At 66.2% G+C, this 20,448-nt stretch carries 19 protein-coding genes and 1 pseudogene; 12 read left to right on the top strand and 8 right to left on the bottom strand.

The annotated features are described in order from the left end of the window. The first annotated feature begins 2 nt into the window (after positions 1-2). On the top strand, positions 3-404 hold the full coding sequence (locus tag ABKW28_RS16240; protein WP_162250945.1) for a MarR family transcriptional regulator: 402 nt from the start codon (positions 3-5) through the stop codon (positions 402-404). A gap of 1,165 nt (positions 405-1,569) precedes the next feature. Here ABKW28_RS16240 and ABKW28_RS16235 read toward each other — a convergent pair. The 5 genes from ABKW28_RS16235 to ABKW28_RS16215 all read right to left on the bottom strand — a co-directional run bounded on the left by ABKW28_RS16235 (position 1,570) and on the right by ABKW28_RS16215 (position 5,908). Next, the gene (locus ABKW28_RS16235; RefSeq protein ID WP_056681105.1) at positions 1,570-2,088 is read right to left on the bottom strand and encodes a PaaI family thioesterase; all 519 of its coding nucleotides are present in this window, start codon (positions 2,086-2,088) and stop codon (positions 1,570-1,572) included. Beyond that, on the bottom strand, positions 2,085-2,684 hold the full coding sequence (locus ABKW28_RS16230; RefSeq protein ID WP_156393618.1) for a TetR/AcrR family transcriptional regulator: 600 nt from the start codon (positions 2,682-2,684) through the stop codon (positions 2,085-2,087). The genes ABKW28_RS16235 and ABKW28_RS16230 overlap by 4 nt, the downstream gene beginning before the upstream one ends. A 574-nt stretch (positions 2,685-3,258) precedes the next feature. Continuing rightward, entirely contained in the window at positions 3,259-3,567 is a 309-nt protein-coding gene (locus ABKW28_RS16225; protein ID WP_056681112.1) for a lysophospholipid acyltransferase family protein, read from the bottom strand. Positions 3,568-3,784: 217 nt separating this feature from the next. Continuing rightward, on the bottom strand, positions 3,785-4,831 hold the full coding sequence (locus ABKW28_RS16220) for an MBL fold metallo-hydrolase (RefSeq protein WP_082563745.1): 1,047 nt from the start codon (positions 4,829-4,831) through the stop codon (positions 3,785-3,787). Between the two features lie 138 nt (positions 4,832-4,969). Then, positions 4,970-5,908, bottom strand: coding sequence for an SDR family oxidoreductase (locus tag ABKW28_RS16215; RefSeq protein ID WP_200951136.1), 939 nt, complete (start codon positions 5,906-5,908; stop codon positions 4,970-4,972). Between the two features lie 596 nt (positions 5,909-6,504). On the opposite strand from ABKW28_RS16215, the gene ABKW28_RS16210 reads away from it, so the two are divergent. From ABKW28_RS16210 to ABKW28_RS16165, 10 genes are all read left to right on the top strand, one after another. Then, positions 6,505-8,178 (top strand): AMP-binding protein, encoded by a 1,674-nt coding sequence (locus tag ABKW28_RS16210; protein ID WP_056681119.1) that lies wholly within the window; start codon positions 6,505-6,507, stop codon positions 8,176-8,178. After that, the gene (locus ABKW28_RS16205) at positions 8,162-9,223 is read left to right on the top strand and encodes a phosphate acyltransferase (RefSeq protein ID WP_082563747.1); all 1,062 of its coding nucleotides are present in this window, start codon (positions 8,162-8,164) and stop codon (positions 9,221-9,223) included. Before ABKW28_RS16210 ends, ABKW28_RS16205 begins: the two co-directional genes overlap by 17 nt. Then, entirely contained in the window at positions 9,220-10,584 is a 1,365-nt protein-coding gene (locus ABKW28_RS16200; RefSeq protein ID WP_056681126.1) for an acyclic terpene utilization AtuA family protein, read from the top strand. The genes ABKW28_RS16205 and ABKW28_RS16200 overlap by 4 nt, the downstream gene beginning before the upstream one ends. Next, positions 10,581-10,886, top strand: a complete 306-nt coding sequence (locus tag ABKW28_RS16195; protein WP_056681128.1) for a hypothetical protein — start codon at positions 10,581-10,583, stop codon at positions 10,884-10,886. Before ABKW28_RS16200 ends, ABKW28_RS16195 begins: the two co-directional genes overlap by 4 nt. Beyond that, positions 10,879-11,580, top strand: coding sequence for a TetR/AcrR family transcriptional regulator (locus ABKW28_RS16190; RefSeq protein ID WP_056681131.1), 702 nt, complete (start codon positions 10,879-10,881; stop codon positions 11,578-11,580). Before ABKW28_RS16195 ends, ABKW28_RS16190 begins: the two co-directional genes overlap by 8 nt. A 72-nt stretch (positions 11,581-11,652) precedes the next feature. Then, positions 11,653-13,188 (top strand): carboxyl transferase domain-containing protein, encoded by a 1,536-nt coding sequence (locus tag ABKW28_RS16185; protein WP_082563749.1) that lies wholly within the window; start codon positions 11,653-11,655, stop codon positions 13,186-13,188. A gap of 19 nt (positions 13,189-13,207) precedes the next feature. After that, the gene (locus ABKW28_RS16180) at positions 13,208-15,190 is read left to right on the top strand and encodes a biotin carboxylase N-terminal domain-containing protein (protein ID WP_056681137.1); all 1,983 of its coding nucleotides are present in this window, start codon (positions 13,208-13,210) and stop codon (positions 15,188-15,190) included. 62 nt (positions 15,191-15,252) lie between these two features. Continuing rightward, positions 15,253-16,407 (top strand): acyl-CoA dehydrogenase, encoded by a 1,155-nt coding sequence (locus tag ABKW28_RS16175; RefSeq protein ID WP_056681139.1) that lies wholly within the window; start codon positions 15,253-15,255, stop codon positions 16,405-16,407. Between the two features lie 9 nt (positions 16,408-16,416). Continuing rightward, positions 16,417-17,193, top strand: a complete 777-nt coding sequence (locus tag ABKW28_RS16170) for an enoyl-CoA hydratase-related protein (RefSeq protein WP_200951137.1) — start codon at positions 16,417-16,419, stop codon at positions 17,191-17,193. Positions 17,194-17,234: 41 nt separating this feature from the next. After that, on the top strand, positions 17,235-18,035 hold the full coding sequence (locus tag ABKW28_RS16165; RefSeq protein WP_056681158.1) for a TIGR03084 family metal-binding protein: 801 nt from the start codon (positions 17,235-17,237) through the stop codon (positions 18,033-18,035). An 8-nt stretch (positions 18,036-18,043) separates the two neighbouring features. On the opposite strand, the pseudogene ABKW28_RS16160 reads toward ABKW28_RS16165, so the two are convergent. From ABKW28_RS16160 to ABKW28_RS16150, 3 genes and pseudogenes are all read right to left on the bottom strand, one after another. After that, a pseudogene (locus ABKW28_RS16160) lies at positions 18,044-18,188 on the bottom strand (transposase); the annotation flags it as partial. A 234-nt stretch (positions 18,189-18,422) separates the two neighbouring features. Then, on the bottom strand, positions 18,423-18,788 hold the full coding sequence (locus tag ABKW28_RS16155) for a hypothetical protein (protein WP_156409707.1): 366 nt from the start codon (positions 18,786-18,788) through the stop codon (positions 18,423-18,425). Next, positions 18,785-19,660 (bottom strand): hypothetical protein, encoded by an 876-nt coding sequence (locus ABKW28_RS16150; RefSeq protein ID WP_056681147.1) that lies wholly within the window; start codon positions 19,658-19,660, stop codon positions 18,785-18,787. Before ABKW28_RS16150 ends, ABKW28_RS16155 begins: the two co-directional genes overlap by 4 nt. 256 nt (positions 19,661-19,916) lie before the next feature. On the opposite strand from ABKW28_RS16150, the gene ABKW28_RS16145 reads away from it, so the two are divergent. Further along, complete coding sequence (locus ABKW28_RS16145) at positions 19,917-20,420, top strand: IS110 family transposase (protein WP_056681150.1); 504 nt, start codon at positions 19,917-19,919, stop codon at positions 20,418-20,420. Positions 20,421-20,448: the final 28 nt, after the last annotated feature.

Genomic DNA, 20,448 nt, shown 5'->3' with positions numbered 1-20,448 from the left:
CGGTGCTGGCTCTGCTGGCGGTCGCCCGCCGGACGAGGGGTCGACTGCAGCCGCTCTTCGACGACGTCACCGTGCCTCAGTTGGTCCTTCTCGATGCTGTGCAGGCCTGCGGTGGCGAGGGCATCGCCGCCATCTCGGCGTACACGTTGCTGAGCCAACCGACGGTGACCCAGCAGGCGGCCGGGCTGGAAGCAGCCGGGCTGCTGAGTCGCGTCCCGGCCGACGACGATCGACGCCGGCGCGTCCTGAGGCTGACGGAGCGTGGGGAGCAGCTCCTTGCGGCCAAGCGCGCCCTCGTTGCCAACCGGTTGTCAGCGGCCTGGAGATCCCTGACCGTCGAGGAGCAATCGATAGCGGTCCCCATGCTTCGCCACCTCACCGTTCTCGTGTCTGAACTTGCCTGAGGCCAGACGATTACCCTTTCCTTCCTATGTAACTCGGCGCAGTGTCAGCCCCACGTCTTCGCTCCGCACTTCGGCCGCCGCCGGACCCACCGTCTTGCCCGGCCAGTTGGGAGGTGGGCTGTGCGCTTTGCGGACCTCAACGGGCTCGGATGGCACTACCTGGCAGGGGCCTTCTTCGACGTGGTCCGCTACCTCATGTGGTGGCTCGTCGGTGGCCTCGTTGCCTGTGGAAGCTGCTGGTATGTCAGCGCCAACGTGTACGAGAACTGAGTGCGCGAAACGCCGGCTCCCAGCGTCCGGATGGCGGCTGAGCTGCGGCTACGACGAGACGTACGTCGGGACTGCCGCGCGCTCGAGGAGTACCTCGCCAGGCAGGAGGCTCACGGGACTCGAACGGAAGGCCGGCCCCAGACCGATCGGCTCAGCCTCAACGGCGGATCGGCAACTCCCACCCGCTCTCGCGAAGGACTCACTGGCGCCGACGCGCTGACGAATAGGCCCCACCAGAAGTTCTCCAACAGAATGCCCGAGAACAGGATCCCCACCATGGCGCCTGCTCCGGAGACGCCCTGCCCCGATCGCGACGGCCTGCGGTCGCGGGTCGTCGGGGAAGGCGTCGACCAGGACCGAGAGAGTCGCCGGCATCACCGCGGCGGCGCCCGATACCGGCCAGGCCTCGCAGCGTGATTGTGGGGTGCGCGGCTGCTCCACCAGCCCGGACGCCAGCGATGCGACAGCGAACAAGACGAGGCCGGCAACCAGGAACTGTCGACGTCCCCACCGGTCGGCTGCGATCCCGACCGGTAGCAGCAAGGCCGCCAAGACCAGGGCGAGACGTTCAACACCCACGTCAACTCGGTCTGCGTGGCCGCGGTGCTCTCGGCGATGTCCGGTAGCGCGAGCGAGAGGGAGGACGCGGCACCGATCACCAGAGCGAGGTCCACACACATCGTCACAACAGGCGGTCAGACCACCGCGTCCGGCCCGGCGGAGAACCGGCGCAGAAGTAGTCACTGACATCCGCAAATACGGGGCGTCGGTCTCGGGGACAGCAACGCGAGGGCTCGGGTGCAGCGTCGGGCCAGGACGCGAGGCGCCCTTCTGCGATGCCGTTCGGAGCCGGTAACGATTCGGATTGGTCAGCGGAATCCGTCGAGCGGGATCCTCACTGACCGGATCCTTGGCCGAACGATCCCGTCGGCTCGCCCTGCAGGAAATGTCCCACGTCCACCTTCAGGAAGAGCGCGGTAGAGCAGACGACCCGCCTCGAGGTGGCAACCTCCGACATCGTGGCCTCCACGAACAGCTTGCGGCCCTCCGTGCGCGTGATGTTGGCACGCAACTCGTACTCAACCCCGAGGAGGACCGGGGCCAGATAGTCGAGAACAAGGTTGCGCGTGACTGCCGGCCCGTCAGTGAGGTAGAGCAGGAATCCGTAGAAGTCGTCCACCACCGCCGCCACGGCACCGCCGTGAGCGATGCCGGGTGCGCCGACGTGGCGTTCGTCGAAGGTGTGGCGCGCAACAACGCCGTCACCCTCGCGATGAACCCGGAGATGGTGACCGTGCGGATTGTTCTCCCCGCATCCCAGGCACGCGGCGTGGTGAGCCGGCAACCGAGAACCGTCCGGATGGGTGCGGAACTTCGCAGCCCACGTCGAGATCAGATCCTCGAGACTGGTCACAACGTGGCCTCCTGTCGCAGGAACGTGCTCCAGGCCTCGATCGCCTGCCGTCGGCGGCCGTTGCTGCGGTGGTCGGCGTGCATCCCGCTCACGCCACTGCCGAGCAGGAGATCAAGAGTGAGACGGACAAGGACCGGGTCATCGGTGACCCACGTGCGACACACAGACCGGAGCTCGGCATCGACCCGGAGCTCGGCTGGGACCAGCTTCTCCCGCAGGGCAGCGTTCGCCCGGCTCGCGACCCACAGCTCCAGCGTGGCCGCATAGAGAGGACCGGAGAGAGCCTCGGCCAACAGGTCCAGGGCGGCGCGCGCCAGCCGCTCCTTCGCCCCGGGCCGCTCCACGTCTTCAGTAGCCATGCGGTCGAGGCTGGCGGACATGCTCTCCAGGCGCTTCTGGGCGAGGTGCTCGACCGCGGCAACCACCATGTCGTCGCGAGTCCCGAAGTGGTGGAGCTGGGCGCCGCGCGACAAGCCGGCCTTGTTCGCCACAGCCACGCTGGTCGTCCCGTGGTAACCGTGCTCGACCAAACATGCCACCGTCGCGTCGAGAAGAACCCGGCGGGTCGCAGCGGATCGCTCTTCTTGTCCTGTCACCCGCCCAGCATACCTACATGCGTGAATGTATGTTCTTGGCGGATCGTCCTGTCCGGTCTCGTCCCGCAGGAGCGGCGGTCGGAAAGCCGGACCGGTTCCTACGTGACCGGCTCGCAGCCGCCCGGGAGCTGGTGGTGTCAGCGGTCGAAGGCATGTCCCTCAGGTTGAGGAACCCGCCGCAGTCACCGGTCGAGATCACCCAATTGCTGGCCCAGGGGCGACTCGCGCCCAAGTTCGGCGCCGAACTCCTCCGGCTCCTCGGCGAGTAACCGCCCTGCGTCGGGCTCGAGGACTTACGGGCGCCTGGTCTGGACGCGGCACAGAGCATCGAGGTTGCGTTGGTCGGTGTCGGCGAGGGTGTGGAGGTACTTCTGGGTGGTCTGGATCTGCGCTTGTCCCGTCCGTTCCATGACGGACATGAGGTCCTGCAAGACCGTGCGGACCGACTCGCGGATCATGCCGACGCCGTCGCCCGATGCGGAACGGCTGGCTCGAGCAACTCGGACAGGGCAGACTGGGACAAGGCCATCGATGGGTCTCGCCCGGGGCACAACGGGGGCGCCGTTGTGCGCGGTCATGCGGACCACGCCGGTCCTGCCCCGGTGGAGCCGGCCATCCGGGGAGCGCGTGCCCTGGGGGGGAACACGCCGAGCAGCTGGCCCTCGCCGACCAGGCGCACGGCCGTGCGCAAAGCGGCCTCCCCTGCTCCGCCGCCGGACCGGTCGACGGGCACCTGGCGGCAGGCGGTGAAGAAATGGCGGCGCAGCCGGCCGCGCAGGCCGCGTCCGGTGAAGTAGGAGCTCTTGGCGAGGAAGATGATGCGGCGGCGCACGACCAGCGGCAGGACCAGCCAGTCGTAGAAGGACGTGTGGTTGGAGGCCAAGATCGCCGGTCCCGAGGTCGGGACGTGTCGCAGCCCCCTCGACCCGGGGTCGCAGGGCGACGAGCAGGGGAGACGTCCAGACGACCTTGGTCACCAGTACGGGTAGCCGTCGCGCTGTACCGGGACCTCGTCGCGCCGGTCTGCCGCGCCGGCCTGAACGCCCTGGCCTTCCGCCGCCGCCGGCTGCAACGACGGCGGCCGGTCGGCGGCTGGCCGGTCATGCGGCCTCCCACGCCCACGGCAGGCCGGTGCGCCGGACTTGCCCGCGGGACTCGAGCAGGACGAGGTGGGCCAGGGTCTCGGCCACGGCGGCGCGGCGCATGAAGCCCGACACCTGATCCCAGGGGCGCGACCAGGTCAGCGCGCCCGTGAGCGCCCAGGTCGTGCGGCCGGTCGAGGCAGTCCGGATCTCCTCGAGCCGGTGCTCGTGGTGGCCGAGCAGCTGCTCTACACGGGCTCCGATCCCGGCGAAGCGGTACTCGTGCGCGGGAAGCACCTCGTCCACATCCGCGTCGAGCGCGCTGACCCGCGCCAGCGAGGCAAGGAACTCCGCCAGGGGGTCTCCGGCGGACTGGGCGTGCACGCCGACGTTGGGAGTGATCCGGGGCAGCACGTGGTCGCCGGACAGCAGCACCCGTCGGCCGGGCTCGTGGAAGCAGAGGTGACCGGGGGAGTGGCCGGGCGTGTGCACCGCCCGCAGGTCCCAGCCGGGCAGGGGCAGCCACTCGCCGTCCTCGATCATGCGGTCGGGCAGCACCTGACGGACGTAGTCGACGAGTGGCAGTGACGCGTCGGCCAGCACCCCGAGCTCCTGCTCCGGGACGCCGCAGCTGCGCAGCAGGTCGTGCATCTCCCGCAGCAGGTCGGGGACGCCGGCGCCGTAACGGGCCGGCAGCAGAGCGGCGTCGTCGGGGTGCAGGCCGACCCAGGCGCCGGAGCTCTCGCGGACTCGGCCGGCGAGCCCGTAGTGGTCGGGGTGGATGTGCGTGACGAGCACCGCGCGGACGTCCGACACGCTCCCGCCGGCCGTCGCCAGACCTTCGGTCAGGGCCGTCCATGCCTCGGGCGTGTCCCAGCCGGCGTCGACGAGCGCCACACCGTCGTCGAGCTCGAGGACGTAGACGAGCACGTACCGCAGCGGGTTGTTCGGGATGGGGACCGGGATGGACCACAGCCCGTCCTGCACCTTCTCGACCGGCGGCAGCAGCCGGTCCGCCCACGCCTGCTGCTGGAGCAGGCCGGTGACCTGGAACGGTCGGCTCACAGGCCCATCCGCTTGCTGATGATCTCGTTCATGATCTCGTTGGTCCCGCCGCCGAAGTAACGATCCCGCTTGTGGGGTCTGTCCCCGGCTTCAGCATCGGAGGCCGAGGGCATGGGTCGTGCCGCCCTTGACTGTAGGCTACGCGGGCGCGGCGAAGTCCAAGGCGACGACGCGAAGGTCGGTGTGGCCGTCGGAGGCGGGCGAGCACAGCCAGCGGATCGAAGGTCCCATGACAGCGGGGTCGAGAAGTTGCTGCCGCATCGGCTCGGGGAACCCCTCGGGGATCATCCCCGTCGCGGTCGCACCACCGGGCAACAGCAGGTTCACGTCCACGCCGCTCCCGGCCAAGTCCTCGGCCATCACGTGTGAGAGCGCATCCGTGGCGGCGCGGGAAGGGCCGTACGGCGCAAACCCGCGACGACGCATCGTCTGCTCGTTGATGCTCACGTTGACCACCGCGCCGCGGCCGGCGGCGACCATCTCGGGGACGACCGATCGGGCGACGAGGAAGTAGCCGGTGACGTTGGTCGCCATCAGGTCACGAAACCCAGCCGGCGTCACCTCGTAGAACCGCCGCGGGTCGGTGAGGAAGCGCGGGTTGACGGTCCGCATCCCGATGCCGGCGTTGTTGACGAGCACATCGATGGCGCCGAGCGTCTCTCGTGCCGACGCGACGCCCTCGGCGACGGACTCCTCATCACGCACGTCCATTGCGATCGCGGTGGCAGTGCCTAGTCCTACCCGGCGAACCTCCTCGGCGACTTCCCGTCCCCGGCTGCCGTCGCGGCCGGTGAACACCACCGAGGCGCCGCCCGCGACGAGGGCCTGCACCATCGCGCGGCCGAGCCCACTGGTCCCGCCGGTGAGCAGCACTCGCACACCGGTGACGTCTGCCAAGCTCGCCGTGCCGTTGTCCTTCCGACTTTCTGCCCGCTTCGCATCGTCTGGTTTTGCCACGCTCCCAAGTATGGCCCCCGACCTACGCTGCCCGCGGGACATGGCCAACGGGGTGCGGTCGATGCTCCAGAACGCCGGATTGGTGGTGAGTACCGCGGTTTCACTGGCGATCGTCACCATCCCGTTACTCCTCGAGGAGAATCAGGCGGCGACGGCTTCCAAAGATGAGATGCCTGGAGCGCGCGAGGTGCCTCCCGTGGTCCTTCGACATGCGGGGTAGCCACCCGGCGGCGGCCAAGGTCGAGCCCGTCGGCGCTCTACCGCGCTCCACATCCACTCAGAATGAGTCCTTAGGACAGGTCGACGCCATCCGCGCCGCCGTCCGTGGTTGGCGACGCGGCCCCGGGCTTCGCCGGTCCGCCGCCAGACGGGCAGCTGGAGCAAATTATCGGGGTCATGTTGGGCACCTCCGCCCGGATCGGGGAGGTTCTCGCCATTCGCAAGTGCGACGTCGACGTAACGGGTGCGCCAGCCACGATCCGAATTTCCGGGACGATCCTGCCACTCACCCCTGCCACTCACCCCTGCCACTCACCCCTGCCACTCACCCCTGCCACTCGCCCGTGGCCACATCCCGCCCCGGGGGTTGACCGCTCGATCTGACCGACGGTAGGTTCATCGACCAGCGTTCGAAAGAGCTGCAGTCCTCGCTCTCGGTCGGATCGGTGTTGCTGAGGGGACCGACGTCGAAAGCTCCACTACGGAAGGAAAGTGCCTTGCCCATTGCGACCTACGAGCCAGGCGGCGAAACGCTGGCGGACCGGCTGGCGGCTGCGCGGGTTCACAATCCCGAACGGGAAGCACTCGTCTGCTATCAGGACAACGGCACGCGCGTGACGCGGCTGACCTACGAGGAGCTCTACCAACAGGCATTGGCCGTCGCCAAGGGGTTGAACGCGCGAGGTGTCCGCCACGGAGATCACGTCGCCCTGTGGCTTCCGAACGGACCCGAGTGGGTCCTGTTCCAGCATGCGACCGCGATGCTCGGCGCCGTTCTCGTCCCGGCGAACTCCTTCTACCGGGAGGCCGAGTTCGAATACCTGCTGCTCCAGTCGGACGCGGCGGTCCTGGTGTACACCCCCCGGTTCCTGAATCTCGACTACGAGCAGGCTCTGAGGAACCTTGCCCCTGAGTTGGAAAGCAGCGGTGCACACCGGTTCGACCGGTTCCCCATGCTGCGCGACGTGGTCTGTGTCGGGCAGGAACCGGGCCTGCCGGGAGCCCTGAGTCTCCAAGCCCTGGTAGATGGCGGGCAAGGGATGACCGACGAGGACCTGTTCAGGATCACGGCGGACGTCAAGCCCGACGACGCGCTCATGATCATGTACACCTCCGGCACCACAGGAGACCCGAAGGGGTGCCTCTTGTCACACGCGAACCTCCTGACGAACTCCTTGCACTTCAGTGAGTCTCTGGAGCTCGACGATGACAGCAGGTACCTCATTCCCATCCCGTTCTTCCACAATGGTGGTTGTGTCCTGGGCCTGCTGAGTGCACTTCAACGGGGGTCGACCCTCATCTCCATGGACAGGTTCGTCCCCGCACTGGCCCTCCGCATCCTGGCCGAGGAGAAGTGCACGCACACTGGTGGGGTCCCGACCATCTACATCGCCCTGTTGCACGATCCCAGCCTCCAGGAGTACGACTACAGCACCATGAAGATGGCGTTCATGGCGGGCGCGCCGTGCCCGGTCGAGGTCAGCAGGTCTGTCGAGAAGACCTTCGGGATGACGATCATCATCGGTCTGGGCATGACCGAGAGCTCCCCACTGATCACGATTTCGCGCAAGGAAGACCCCTTCGAACAGCGAGTGGGATCTGTGGGCCGCCCGAAAGGTTGCGAGGCGAAGATCATCGGCCCGGACACTGGAGAAGAGGTGGGCCCGGGTGTCGACGGCGAGCTGCTCACCCGGGGCCCCAACGTCATGCAGGGCTACTACAAGATGCCCGAACAGACCGCTCAGGTTCTCGACGAGGACGGCTGGCTGCACACAGGCGACATGGTCAGGTGCGACGAGGATGGGTTCTACTACGTCACCGGACGCCTCAAGGACTTGTACATCGTGGGGGGCGAGAACGTCGCCCCCGCGGAGGTCGAGGCATTCATCCGCACCCACCCGGCCGTTCAGGACGCTTATCTCGTCGGCGTCCCGGACGAGAAGTACGGCGAGGTCGGGCTCGCGGTCGTCCAGTTGAAGGCAGATCACGAGGCGACGGAGGCCGAGCTCATCGACTACTGTCGGGGAAAACTTGCCAGCTTCAAGGTTCCTCGATACGTCGAGTTCGTCACCGAGTACCCGCTGACGCCGGCCGGTAAGGTGAAGAAGTTCGTCTTGCAGGACGCCTACACGAAGTCCATGGACCTTAAAGGCTATGGTCCCACGGCCTGAACTCGCTCCGAGCGCGGGTTCGAGTACCGGCGCGTGGAGAGACATCGAGAACGTCTCGTCGTCGTCGCGAGTGGCCTTCATCGAAGGTGACGAGCCACGGATGCTGCGAGCAGCGGCCCTCGCGACGCAAACCGGCCTCTGTCGACCGGTGCTCCTCGGGAAGTGGTCGGAGATCCAGCGTGCTTCCCGGGACCAGGGCATCGACGTGGGTGCAATCGACACGCTCGATGTCAGCGACCCCGCCGTTCGCGAACAGTTGGTGCGCGACTTCGAGCGTCAGGTGGGCCCGGCGACCGACCTTCGCAGCGCGACGCTGTCGAACCCCGCCGCCTGGGGTGCGACGCTGGTCCGGTGCGGATGGATGGACGCAGCCATCGGAGGAACGCGTACCACCAGTGCGGACATGCTCCGTGCCGGTCTCTCGTGCATCGGGCTGGCGCCGGAACGATCCACCGTCAGTGGAGCGATCTTTCTCGACACTCAGCGACCGGACGTCGGATCTGGAGGCACGCTCGCCTTCGCGGATGCTGTGGTGACCCCCATGCCCACCGTCGATCAGCTCGCCGACATCGCGGCGGCCACGGCCCGATCCTGGCGAGCCTTGATGAGGACCGAGCCGCGTATCGGTTTTCTGTCCTTCTCCACGCGGGGCAGTTCCGGTTCCCCCCACGTCCAGCGCATCCGCGACGCCGTCACTCTCTTCAGACGGAGGTTTCCCGAGGAGGCCGTCGACGGAGAACTGCAGTTCGACTCAGCCGTCTCCATGGCTGTGGCGGAGCGCAAGCACGCGACCGGCGCACTGGCGGGCGCGGCCAATGTTCTTGTCTTCCCCAGCCTCGATTCGGCCAACATTGCCTACAAAGTGGCGGAGCAACTGGGGGGCGCACGGGCACGGGCCTTCCTACAAGGCCTCGCGAGGCCATTTGCGGACGTATCGCGGGGGTGCAGCGTCGACGACATCGTGACCACCCTTCGAATGCTGCTGTACGACACCCTGCAGAACCCTGAGCCGGAGAACAGTGGACGAGAAGGAGTTCGGAGTTGAACACGGTAAGGATTGCGAACGGACAGGCCTTCTGGGGTGACAGTCCCGCTGCGCCAGTAGCCCAGGTACGCGGTGGTGACATCGACTACCTGACCTTGGACTACTTGGCCGAGATCACCATGTCTGTCCTGCGCAAGCAGTACGAGCGAGACCCCGATGCCGGGTACGCGCGGGATTTCGTCGATCTCATGTCGGAGATCATGCAGGAGTGCATAGAACGAGACATCAAGGTGGTTGCCAATGCCGGAGGAGTCAACCCCCAGGGTTGTGCCCAGGCTCTGCTCGATGTCGCAGCGAGCAAAGGGATCAGCGGGCTGCGGGTCGGCGTCGTCACCGGCGATGACATCATGGCGCAGCTGGACGACCTGGAGAGTGAAGGCGTGCCGTTGCAGAACCTGGACACCGGTACGTCCTTTGACGAGGTCAGAGACCGCATCGCCAGTGCCAACGCATATCTAGGCGCTGAACCGATCGCACGCGCTCTGGCCGATGGAGCGAACGTCGTGATCACCGGACGATGCACGGATCCCGGATTGGTTCTGGGTCCTCTCGTGCATGAGTTCGGCTGGCAGTGGGATGACTGGGACCTGCTTGCGGCGGGCACGGTGGCCGGGCACACGATCGAGTGTGGCGCCCAGGCCAGCGGCGGCAATTTCCAGGGTGGATGGCGCACGATGGACGATCTCGCGCATGTCGGGTACCCCATCGTCGAGGTGAGCGCCGACGGCACCTTCGTCGTCACCAAGCACCCGGGGACCGGGGGCGCGGTGACCACCGCTACCGTGACCGAGCAATTGCTGTACGAGCTCGGTGACCCAGCAACGTACCTGTCGCCCGAGGTGACGGCCGACTTCACCGCCCTTCAGGTGCAGGAGGTCGGCCCGGACCGAGTCGAAGTCACAGGAGCGCGGGGCCGGCCCCCGACGGACTCGTTGAAGGTGTCGATGGCCTACTCGGACGGGTTCCAGGGCGCCGCGATGATCACGTATGCGTGGCCTGACGCGATCGCCAAGGCTGAACTGGCGGACTCTGTCCTGCGGACGCGACTGAAAGACCTTGGCTTGCCCCTCCGAGCGATCCGCACCGATCTCGTCGGATACAACTCCGTTCACGGCCGGGTAGTTCCGCCAGCGGGCTCGGACCAGTCCGAGGTCGTCCTGCGGGTCTCGATCTGGGCAGACGACCCAGACACCGTGAGCAGGTTCGCAGCCGAGATCGCCCCCCTGGTGATGGGCCCGCCCGGCTTCACCGGTCTGCTGGCCGGGGGACGGATGAGGCCGAGCCGTGTGATGGCCTACTGGCCGACCCTGGTCCCCAAGAGTGTGGTGGACCCTCAAGTGATTGTGAGAGATGGCGTATGAGACTCATCGATGTGGCGCACGCACGGTCCGGGGACAAAGGCGACTCCGTCAACATAGGACTCATTGCACGTGACCGCTCGGACTACCCCTTGCTCGTCAAAGAGGTAACGGCGGAACGGGTTGCCCATCACTTCGCTGGAGTCTGCCTCGGCGAGGTGAAGCGGTACGAGCTGCCGAACTTGGGGGCGCTCAATTTCATCCTGACCTCCGCATTGGGCGGTGGAGGAACGACCTCGCTTCGGGTGGACGCTCAGGGCAAAGCCATGGGCGAGGCGCTCCTGTTCATGGAGATCGATGTCTGAGCAGGCCGATGCACACGCGTCGGAGGCCCCGGAGTACGCGGCCGTCGGAGAACCGCCGGCCAAGAGGCGCAGGGAACTGCGTCAGACCCGGCGGCGTATGGAGATTCTCGAGGCGGCGGCCGAGGAGTTCGCGATCCGCGGCTATCACGACGCGAGCCTGCAGAGGATCGGCGACAAGGTTGGGTTGTCGAAGGCCAGCCTGTACTACTACGTATCGTCCAAGAGCGACCTGCTTGCCGAGCTCTTGATCGCTGCGGTCGACTCCCAACCAGCCGAGGTGAGCGAAGGCGAACCTGCCGAACGGCTGCGGGAGTTCATGCACACACACGTCAGTCGTGTCTGCACGACCGTAGAGGGCCAGGCTCTCGCCGACAATAGCGACGTGCTCATGTCCAAGACGGCGCCCGCGAACCTGGCGGCGGCTCGACGACGGTATGAGGACGTTCTCGCCTCCATCTTGAGGTCGGGCATCGCCTCGGGAGATTTCCGGGACGTCCCTGTGCGTCCCGTGGTCAAGTTCATTTTCGCAGGCCTCAACTCGGTTCGACAGTGGTACCAGCCCAGCGGTGAGTTCCCTTTGGAGCGCGTGGTGGACGACGTCATGGGGATCCTTCTCACTGGGGTCCTTGCCGCTGGCCGCTCGTCGAGCATCGAATCAACAGACTTATTCGACAGAACACGTACTGAGAAGTAAGGGAGAACCGTGCAGGTACTGCCCGATCGAGTAGACACCTCCTCCATCGAGTTTCAGCAAAACTTGGACCAGATGCGGTTGAGCCTCGACGAGGTCGCAGAGGTTCGCTCGGCGACACTCCTTGGCGGAGGCGAGAAGTCCGTCGCGCGCCTACGCGCTCGCGGAAAGATGCTCGCGCGCGAACGCATCGAATGGCTGTTGGATGAGGACTCGCCGTTCCTGGAGCTGATGCCCTTTGCGGCGTGGGGCACCGAGTTCACGGTGGGCGCCAGCGTGGTCACGGGCATCGGCGTCATCGAGGACGTCGAGGTCATGCTCATCGCCCACGACCCCACCGTGCGCGGAGGGACCCTGAACCCCCATAGCTTCAAGAAGGTCTTCCGTGCCATGGAGATCGCGAAGGAGAACCGGCTGCCGGTCGTCACGCTCGTGGAGTCGGGCGGAGCCGACCTGCCGACGCAGGCCGAGGTGGCCATTCCGGGCGGGCGGATGTTCCGGGACCTGACTGATCACTCCGCCGCCGGGCTACCCACGATCGCGCTCGTTTTCGGCAACGCGACAGCTGGCGGTGCCTACATGCCGGGCATGTCCGACTACGTGGTGATGGTCCGCGGGAGATCCAAGGTGTTCCTCGGGGGACCGCCCCTGGTGAAGATGGCCACCGGCGAGGAGTCGGACGACGAGTCGCTCGGGGGCGCGGAGATGCATGCCCGGACCTCCGGACTCGCCGACTATCTGGCCGAGGATGAACTCGACGCGATCCGCATCGGTCGCGAGATCGTGCGCCGTCTGAACTGGCGCAGATTGGGCTCGAGTCCTAGCGAGCCGCCCGACGAGCCCCTCTACCCGGTCGAACAGCTCCTCGGCATCCCCTCCTCGGACCCCAAGGTGCCGTTCGACCCACGCGATGTCCTCGCCCGGACCGTCGACGGCTCCAGGTTCGATGAATTCAAGCCGCTCTATGGCACCTCGCTTGTCACGGGATGGGCGTCCATCCACGGATACCCGTTGGGTGTGCTGGCCAACGCGAGAGGCGTGCTTCTCAACGAGGAGGCCGAGAAGGCGACTCAGTTCATTCAACTCGCCAACCAGATCGACACCCCACTGCTGTTCCTCCAAAACACGACGGGATACATGGTCGGCAAGACCTACGAGCAAGCCGGGATCATCAAGGACGGGGCAAAGATGATCAACGCGGTGACCAATAGTCGAGTCCCGCATCTCACCGTCAACATAGGAGTCTCCTACGGAGCGGGGAACTACGGCATGGCTGGCCGAGCGTTCGGACCGCGTTTCCTCTTCTCCTGGGTCAACTCCAGGACCGCCGTCATGGGACCTCAACAACTCGCCGGCGTGATGTCCATCGTCGCGAGGGAATCAGCGGTCGACAGGGGTCTCCCGTTCGATGAGGCTGCCGACGTCGTCATGCGCGAGACCGTTCAGTCGCAGATCGAGCGCGAGCAGACTGCGCTGGCGAACAGCTCGAGGGTGTACGACGACGGCGTTATCGACCCGCGCGATACGCGGACTGTCCTCGGCATCTGCCTGTCCGTGATCCACAACAACGAAGTCCGTGGCCAGCGCGGCTACGGCGTATTCAGGATGTGAACCTTTGTCTTCGATAAGCATGGTCCTGGTCGCGAACCGCGGTGAAATCGCACGACGGATCTTCCGTACCTGTCGCGACATGGGCATCAGCACGGCCGCCGTCTACTCCGACGCCGACATGGACGCGCGCCACGTGGCCGAGGCGGACGTAGCCGTACGGCTGCCAGGGGTGAGCCCGGCGGAGACCTACCTGCGTCCGGATCTCCTGGTGGATGCCGCCCTCAGGGTGAACGCGGACGCCGTTCATCCTGGTTACGGGTTCCTGTCCGAGAACGCCGGCTTCGCCCGTCTCTGCGCCGAGAACGGGCTCACGTTCGTAGGTCCGCCGCCGGAGGCGATCGAGGCGATGGGGTCCAAACTCGCCGCCAAGGCAATCATGGCCAGTGTCGGCGTCCCTACGTTGCCATGGACAGACGTGACCGATCTGGACACGAACACGGTCCGTCAGGCGGCTGAAGACCTCGGCTACCCCCTATTGGTCAAGGCGTCCTCGGGTGGTGGGGGGCGTGGCATGCGCACGGTGCTGGCTCCCGGCGACCTACTCGAAGCCGTCGCCGCCGCCAAGCGGGAGGCCGCTGCTGCCTTCAGCGACGCGACCGTGTTCCTGGAACGACTCGTGGTCTCTCCTCGCCACGTGGAGGTGCAGGTGCTGGCCGACACGTATGGCGGCGTTGCGCACTTGTTCGAGCGCGAGTGCTCGATCCAGCGTAGATATCAGAAGATCATCGAGGAATGCCCGTCGCCCGCGGTGGATGAAGACCTGCGCGAGCGTCTGGGCAGAGACGCTGTGGCGGCGGCCAAGGCCGTTGGTTATGTCGGTGCCGGGACCGTGGAATTCGTGATGGACGGTCAAGGTAAGTACTACTTCCTCGAGATGAACACGCGGCTTCAGGTCGAACATCCGGTCACCGAGCTGGTCACCGGGCTCGACCTGGTCCGCCTGCAGCTCATGGTCGCCCAACACGAACCGCTTCCCGCCGAGGTGTCGAACGCTGTCATCACCGGCCATGCGGTCGAGGCAAGACTCTACGCCGAGGACCCGCTGCAGCAATTCTTGCCACAGACCGGAACGCTCGACACCTTCGACCTCGGGCAGGTTCCGGGGGTTCGGATCGATAGTGGCGTGGAAGTCGGATCGTCGGTCAGTCAGTACTACGACCCCATGGTGGCCAAGGTCATTGCCTGGGCGCCGGACCGGCAGGAGGCGATACGCAAGCTCAGCGCGGCACTCGCCAACGCCCGCATCCATGGCTTGGTCACGAACCGGGATCTCCTGGTCCGCATCCTGCGGCATCCCGAGTTCGTGGCCGGTCACACTGACACTGGATTCTTGACCCGGCACCCCGCCGTCGACCTGGGCCGACCACTGGCCGGACCGGACGCGCAGCGCCTGCATGCGGTCGTGGCGACCCTGGCTCTGGTCGAGCGCAAACGGGCGGGGGCGTCGGTACAGCGCACCGTCCCCGCCGGGTGGCGGAACAACCGCTCGCAGCCGCAGACCATCAGCTTCGAGGCCGGAGAAGCACAGTACCGGGTCGCCTACGTGCTGGACCATGGAACTGTTCGCGCACACGTCAACGATGACGGCCTACCTGAGCTGGCCGTCGGTGTGCTCACGCCCCAACGAGTCGTTCTCGAGGTTGACGGTCTCCGCGAAACCTTCCACGTCGAGATCTCCGGTCATGGGGACTCACCGACCGTCCATGTGGATGGCCGCCTCGGCCACACCTCCTTCACCCGGACACCGCGCTTCACCTCCACGGCGTCAGCCGCCCCCGGCGGCTCCCTCATGGCGCCGATGCCGGGCACCGTCGCGAGGGTGCTCGTTGCTGTCGGCGACGACGTCGCTGCTGGAGAACCGCTGTTGGTCCTTGAGGCCATGAAGATGGAGCACACCATGACGAGTCCGCATCAGGGCGTCGTCCGCGAAGTCACGGTTGAGCAGGGGTCAGCAGTGCATGACGGCGAGGTGCTCGTGGTGATCGAGGAGAACGAGAACTAGGCGGCCTCGCCGCAGATGAGCGCTTCCTGCACCCACTAACCGACGTCAACAAGGAGCACCAGATGGACTTGCGTGAAACCGATGAGCACAGCGCTCTCCGAGAGGCCGTGGCGAAGCTTGGACGGTCGTTCGGTCACGAATACTTCGTCGAAACCTCGAAGTCCGGAGCCAAGAGTACGGAGCTCTGGAAGGCTGCGGGACAGCACGGCTTCTTGGGGGTGAATCTGGCAGAGGAGTACGGCGGCGGGGGCGCCGGCGTTTACGAGCTGCAGATCGTGGCCGAGGAGCTGACGGCTGCCGGCTGCCCACTCCTCATGATGGTGGTGTCTCCTGCGATCTGCGGCTCGGTGATTCAGACTTTCGGCACGGAGGAGCAGAAAGAGCGATGGCTCCGACGTCTGGCCACCGGCGAGTCCATCATGTCGTTCGCCATCACCGAACCGGACGCAGGCTCGAACTCGCACAACATCTCGACAGTGGCCCGTCGCGACGGTACCGATTACGTGCTGTCCGGCACCAAGTACTACATCTCCGGTGTGGACGAGGCTGACGCCATCCTCGTCGTCGCCCGAACGGGCACGGACGACAGGGGCCGCGGGAAGCTGAGCCTCCTGGTGGTACCCACCGATGCCGCCGGCCTCACCAAGACGCTCATTCCAGTGGAGATGACGGCACCGGACAAGCAGTTCACCCTCTTCTTCGACGATGTCCGCCTTCCTGCTGAGAGCCTGATCGGGGAAGAGGGCGACGGGCTACGCCAGGTCTTCCACGGCCTGAACCCTGAGCGGATCATGGGGGCAGCTATGGGCAACGGCATCGCTCGATATGCCCTGGCCAAGGCGGCGGAGTACGCCCGAGGACGCCAGGTGTGGGGCGTTCCGATCGGCACACACCAGGGCGTCGCGCACCCCTTGGCGCTTGCGAAGATCAACGCCGATCTTGCTCGCCTGATGACGCAGCGGGCCGCCTGGCTGCACGACGAGGGAGACCCCCTGGCCGGAGAGGCCGCCAACATGGCGAAGTTCGCGGCTGCCGAAGCGGGCATGGCAGCGTTGGACCAGGCCATCCAGACCCACGGCGGGAACGGGTTGTCGACAGAGTACGGGTTGGCCACCTTGTGGGGCTCGATGAGACTCATGCGGACCGCGCCGATCAGCCGAGAAATGATCCTCAACTATGTCGCCAGGCACAGTCTCGGCCTGCCCAGTTCCTATTAGGGGTTCACGATGAGCAACCTGCACGATGACGCTGTCACCTACGAAGTCGTCAACGGAGCCGCCTGGGTGACGCTGAACCGCCCAGACGCACGAAACGCCATCAACTCCGCGATCCGCGCCGGCTTGTTCGAGGCCGTCGACCGTTTCAACTCCGACGGTGAAGCGAAGGTCATGATCCTCACCGGAGCAGGTGACGCGGCCTTCTGCGCCGGAGGGGACCTCAAGGAGATGGCCGAGCAGAGGCTGGGGCCGCCTCCGCCGGACTTCATTCCATACTTCGGCCGCACCGTTGCTGTCGACAAACCCACCATCGCGGCCGTTAATGGTGTGGCCTACGCAGGTGGCTTCCTCATGGCCCAGATGTGCGACCTGGTAGTCGCCGCCGAAAACGCCCGCTTCGCCGTGACGGAAGTGAAAGTTGGCCGCGGGTCGCCGTGGGCGGCTCCCTTGCCGTGGCTGATCCCACCCCGCGTGGCCATGCAGCTTCTTATGACGGGCGATCCCATCGACGCTGTGAGAGCGCGGGAGGTCGGGCTGGTCAACGAAGTGGTCCCTGCCGCACAGCTGCGCGAAGCGGCTCAGGAGTTGGCTGAGCGGATCGCCGCCAATGCCCCGCTGTCCGTCGCTGCATCGAAGGCGATGGTGTACGCATCAGCAGATCGTGGTTGGCATGACGCACTCGATGAGGCGGACCGGATCTGGGAGCCTGTCTATCTGAGCGCTGATGCACAGGAAGGTCCACGGGCGTTCCGCGAGAAGCGCCCACCGCAATGGCAGGGCCGATGAGCTCGAGCCGTCCGAGCATCGGTGGTATCGACGACAAAGGCATGCAGCTCGACCTGCTGCTGCGTGATGTCGCCGCCGAAACGGGCTGCTTGATGAGCATGCTGCTGCCTCTGCCGGTCGTCGCCTGGGAGAAGGCGACGCCCGCGGAAGGGTGGACGGTTCGAGATCAGGTGAGCCACCTGACGTTCTCAGACAACGCTGCGTATCTCGCACTCACCGACCGGGCCGCGTTCACCCAGTTGCTCGCGGAGGCACAGCCGGATCCGATCGCTTTCGTAGACCGTGCGAACATCCCCGGGCGGACGATCGGTGTACCTGAGCTGCTCGGCGGCTTCGTTCAGGCGCGGGTGCAGATGGTGCACTCACTGCGTGCAGTCGATCGGCAGACTCGGGTTCCTTGGTTCGGGCCGCCCATGAGCGTGCTCTCCTTCGTCACTGCTCGGCTAATGGAGACATGGGCACATGGGCAGGACGTGCGCGACGCGCTAGGCGCGGAGACGGTCGCGACCGATAGGCTCAGACATATCACGGATATCGGAGTTCGGGCGCTGCCGAACAGTTTTCGGGCGCACGGGCGACCGATCCCTGCGGCCCCTGTCCGGGTGGAGGTTACCGGCCCTACTGGAGAGTTATGGGTATGGGGTGAAGAGGGAGCGGCGAACCGCGTCATCGGGTCAGCACTCGATTTCTGTCTCGTCGTTACGCAGCGGCGTCACCCGCAGGACACCGACGTGATCACGCGGGGCCCAGTGGCGGCGGAGTGGATAGCGATAGCACAAGCTTTCGCCGGCCCGCCCGGCTCCGGCCGGCGCGCGGGCCAATTTTCTGGCTCTCCTGACTGATCCGTGGGTCATTTCCGGCCGGGGAGGACGGGGCGGTGGCCGCCGAGGTTGAGCATGGCGAGGGCGATGAGGGCGTCCGGGGACTTGAACCCGAACGCGACGCGGGTGAGTAGCCGGATCTTTGGTGTTGACTGATTCGATGCGTCCGTTCGATCTCACCGTCGACTGCACGCCCTGGCGATGATCCGGGCGCTGTCGCCCGGGTGCGGGTGACGCATCAGTTCCATCCGTGGGTCTGTCCGAGAAACGGTGTAAGCAGCGGTTCTCATCTCAGTCCGGACTTCCGAAGATGAGCACACGACCGGCCGAATATGGGGTGTGGCCTGCGGAAACGCCGAAGCGGCGGGTTGGGGTCGTGTTACTACAGAGCCGCGTGACGGGCGTGGGTCAGCTGGTCTCGGGCACGGTGAAGTCGAAGAACCGCGGCGGCTCGGGGAGCTCGAGCGCGGTCAGGATGGCCTTCTGGCCGTTGGTGGTGGCGGAGCGTTGTGCGACGTGGTCGTCGGCGGTGGCCAGGGTGACCAGGTGCATCCGGTCGAGTTCGTTGCGGACGTTGCGCCAGGTGTCGTCGGTGGCGTTCTCGACCACCCGAAGCAGCAAGAGTCCAAGCCAGCACAGTTGGATGTGGGCACGGATCCGGTCCTCGCGGTAGTGGAACACCGGACGGAGCCCGAGGGCGCCCTTCATGTCGCGCCAGCCACGTTCGACCTGCAGCAGCTGTTTGTAGGCCGCGGCGAGGTCCTCGGGGGTCAAGGTGGCATCGGAGGTGCGGAGCAGCCACTTGCCGTCCAGGTGCGACTCGCGCTTGACCGCGGCCGCGTCGACCCGGAGCAACCCGCCGCCGGTGCGGCGCAGATACCTGCGCAGCCGGGCTTGGTCTTCAGCGATCCGACGAACTCGTCGCGACGCCGTGCGGTCCAGGCATCGGACCCGGTGACGAGTTCCTGCAGGTGGGCGACGAGCTGGGTGCGGACCGCGGCGTCCCGGTCGGCCTGTTCGGGGTTGTGGCAGACCACGAACCGCTGCGCCCTCGCGCCGTCGTCGCCATCACCGTTGCCGCCGGGGGCGACCGCGACCTCCTTGACCCGCAGGTTCCCCGCGACGGTGCGGTAGCGGCCCGGTCGGGCCAGTGCTGCAGCGGCCTCGCCGTTGGTGTGACGCAGCTTCTCGGCGTGGATGTAGTGCCCACCACCACGGGTCAGGTAGGCCCGGTTGGCCGCGGAGGCGAAGCCGCGGTCCGCGACCCACACCATCCGGCGCATGTTCCAGCCGGCCAGGTCGTGCTTGACGGTGCGGATGATCGAGGTGTCGCCTGTGTCGCCGGAAAAGGTCCAGCACCGCACCGGGACCCCGTCGCGGGTCACCGCCATCGCGATCACCACCTGGGGCAGGTCGGTGCGGTGGTCCTTGGAGTGCCCGAACTCCCGCTTGGCCTGCTCGACCGGGCGGCTGCCGTCGTCATCGACGACCTCGGCCAGGTCGACCAGCTCGTCGGCGATGTCGAGCTCCCAATAGGTAGAGGTCGTGTCCACGAAAAGGATGTCGAGGTCGAGGTTGAGCAGGTGTGCGACCGAACCGAAGATTTCGGCGGCGATCTCGTCGAGGGCCTCGAGCAGGAACTCCATCGCGGCAATAGGGCATGTATGTCAGATGGTCTGTGTAAGTCACTCGCGGCGGTTTACTCCGCCATCCCGGCGGATGAAAATGGGGTCGGGGCCACCGCTCGTGGTGACGTCGGTCCTCTTTGGTGCCAGAGAGCCCGAGTGTAAGTCTGACGTAAAGCCGTGTCGGCACCCCGGACTGTCGCCCTTGAGCACGACGAGCAGAATCGCTTGATCGGCTTTCGATCAAGCGGTGGTCCTCCAATGGAGAGGAGGAGAGATGGAAGAGCTCGTTGATCGGTGCGCGGGCATCGACGTGGGCCAGGCCGAGGTGGTGGTGTGCGTCCGGGTTCCCGACCGGGTGACCGGGCGGCCTGCTGAACTGATCGAGACGTACGGGACAACCACGCCGGACCTGATGGAACTGCGCGACTGGATGGCCGGTCTGGGTGTGACTCACGTGGTGATGGAGTCCACCGGGGTGTACTGGAAGCCGGTGTACTACCTGCTGGAGGACGACTTCGTGGTGATGCTGGTCCACGTCAAACACGTGCCTGGCCGCAAGACCGACACCATCGATGCGGTGTGGCTGGCCCAATTGTTGGCACACGGCCTGCTGTCGGCCAGCTTCGTGCCGCCCAAGCCGATCCGGGAGCTGCGGGACCTGACGCGGTATCGCAAGGCGTTGATCAACGAGCGCGCCGCCTCGGCCAATCGGGTCCATAAGGGGTCCTTACTGGGTTCAACCGGTGGTAGCAACACCAGCTTGGTGGAGCAATCGTAGGTGCTCGTCGAGGGCCTCTGCTGGGGTC

Origin of the sequence: Nocardioides sp. 31GB23, assembly GCF_040012395.1 — a bacterium.
GTDB lineage: Bacteria > Actinomycetota > Actinomycetes > Propionibacteriales > Nocardioidaceae > Nocardioides > Nocardioides salarius.
This window is presented reverse-complemented; position numbering and strand designations above follow the sequence as displayed.